Below are 2067 nucleotides of genomic sequence, written 5' to 3' on the forward strand. Positions count from 1 at the left end.
CGCTGCCAGTTTGAGTTACAGTAGCATTGGCGTTTACTGCACTTACCTGAGTAATGGTAGAGATGTTGTTCCAGCCACCTGCTGGGCTATGAGTTTGGCTTACAGTAGCATTATGCATGCCGCTGCCAGTTTGCAGGATGAAGGACTCGTTAAATTCTGCCCCTGCAATACCAACGCCATCTTGGGTAACGGTAGCTGTTTTACCATCACCATTTTGGATAATGAAAGAAACGTCACCTTCACCGAACTGACCAACTAACGCAGTGTTACCACTACCATTTTGGAAGATGTCAGACTCACCATCTGTACCTAGCTGGGCCACTCCAGCAAAGTTATTGTCTCCATTTAACTGCGAGACATAAGAATCATTGTCCATTCCGCTCTGTCCAACTAAGGCGATATTGGTATCTCCCGTACCTGCTGCGCCCTGCAGAATGTAAGAGCTGTTGAACGAGCCATCATCAGCTAAAACTGCTAAGTTACTGCTGCCTGCTTGTTTGATATGACTAATACCGTCATTTCCCACTTGAACCGCTAAGGCTTGGTTGGTATCCCATTGCTGGCGAATATAGCTTTGGTTAGCTGAGCCAAGCTGAATGGCAACGGCGTCGTTATTATCTGCACCACCGCCGACGACCCCTTGATTCACAATAGATTTGTGACCAACACCCACTTGGGTGACACTAGCACCGTTGGCATCGCCACCGAACTGATCAACGCGAGATTGGTTTTCGTTGCCGACCTGAACAACGTTGGCAACACCGCCAGTACTCAGATCCTGAGTAATATCGGAACGGTTAAGCGTACCATCTTGTATTACATCAGCTTTCAAAGCATCGCCTGTACCGCTTTGGTTTTGTGTGATGTTGGATTCGTTTTGATCTCCACCACCCTGTAACACACTGGCCGAGTTGCCTGTGGTGCCAGTCGCAGTTTGGGTGATAGTACTGTCGTTGTCACCTACTGCTGCCGTACTGCCAGGCATATTATCAAGGCCATTTGGGCCAGTCTGGAAGTTGTTGAAAGCGGGATCTGGTTGGAAGTTAGTTGGGAAGCCTACACCACCACCTACAGTTGGCCCCCACGCTGTGTCGTCAATAGGCGTATTGTCGTTATCTACGCCATAGCCGCCGCCTTGCCCGCCACCAGCGCTGGTGTAAGTCAAATTATTGGTAGAAACAATCGTTGTTGCCATGGCCATGCTGCTGGAAAGTGCTAGTGCGGCAGCAATTGCGGTTAGTTGCAGTTTCATGGTGTTTCCCCTTTTTTCGATCAACTTGCTTAGGTTGTTTACTGAGAAGCAGGTGGCAACTCAGTAGGTATCGATAGTGACCGGTCGTGCGCTGCCCGAGTAGTTTTGTTGCTGGACACTTACACCGCGTTGGCCACTGCCCGATTGTGAAATTGATACATCTCCACTAAAACCTAACTGGTAAATATCAGCCCTAAAAGAAAGGCTATTACCTTGTTGGGAAATATTAGCGTTATGGTTATTACCCACTTGCCAAATTACACCGATATTATTTCCATTGTTTTGGGTAATGTTTGCGTGGTTATTATTACCACGCTGGTATATATGAGAGAAGTTGGCAGATTGGTAACTTGTAGAGCGCGACTGAAAAGTACTGGCTTGGTTTTGGTTTCCTCTCTGCTCTATAATGCTCACATTTTCTTGCATTAATGTAATGTCTATTTGATGAGCGTATTGAGCAACTCTAGTACTTTCTTCTATTGAAAAGTTATCACTATTAGCTTTTGCTGAAAAAATATTGCTAATCAGCAAGCCAGCCACTATCAGCGAAGCGTAATAGCGCTTAACGCTTACTTTGCTTGTTGCTGAGTGAAGGCTTGATGATTTCATTGTTATTACCTTTTGAAACTTTGTGTGCATTTTTGCTCCATGCATTGAGTGTGGATCATTTGAAAAATGGCACCATAAGAATATTTGTTAATGTTTCGATTATTTTTTTAATACTTTTTTATATTTATGGATTAAAATATTAATAACTTGTTGATTATATTATCGACTTTCGAAGTTTAATGTAAGTGCCTAACCGAAAGTTTTCG

At 44.5% G+C, this 2067-nt stretch carries 2 protein-coding genes; both read right to left on the minus strand.

All coding sequences use genetic code 11. From position 1 onward, the window contains the following. The coding region (locus INT22_RS01390; RefSeq protein WP_226912326.1) for a hypothetical protein at positions 1–1252 on the minus strand (1252 nt) is incomplete at its 3' end. Positions 1253–1312: 60 nt separating this feature from the next. Continuing rightward, entirely contained in the window at positions 1313–1861 is a 549-nt protein-coding gene (locus INT22_RS01395) for a hypothetical protein (RefSeq protein WP_193067534.1), read from the minus strand. Between the last annotated feature and the right edge of the window lie 206 nt (positions 1862–2067).

Source organism: Halomonas sp. 3D7M (assembly GCF_014897885.1).
In the GTDB taxonomy this organism is placed as follows: domain Bacteria; phylum Pseudomonadota; class Gammaproteobacteria; order Pseudomonadales; family Halomonadaceae; genus Vreelandella.